Genomic DNA, 253 nt, shown 5'->3' on the forward strand with positions numbered 1-253 from the left:
TTGAATCTCATCTTAATCAGGCCATAGTAATAGGCGAAGATTTAGGGGTTGTACCACCGGAGGTAAAAGAGGCACTGGTTGATAGTGGCATTTTCTCAAACAGCTTATTTTATTTTGAAAAACAACAAAATGATGAATTTGTAAATAGCGATGACCTTAGCGATCAATGCCTGCTAATGATAGCCAATCATGATGTACCGCCATTTGTGGGCTGGTGGCAGCATAGCGATTTAAAAATTAAACAGCAGTATGG

1 protein-coding gene is annotated in these 253 nt (G+C 39.1%); it reads left to right on the forward strand.

Annotation, left to right across the window (positions count from 1 at the left end):
• The coding region (locus tag AAEY72_RS15665; RefSeq protein WP_352311544.1) for a 4-alpha-glucanotransferase at positions 1 to 253 on the forward strand (253 nt) is incomplete at both ends.

The sequence above is a fragment of the Psychrobacter sp. W2-37-MNA-CIBAN-0211 genome, assembly GCF_040309405.1.
GTDB lineage: Bacteria > Pseudomonadota > Gammaproteobacteria > Pseudomonadales > Moraxellaceae > Psychrobacter > Psychrobacter glaciei.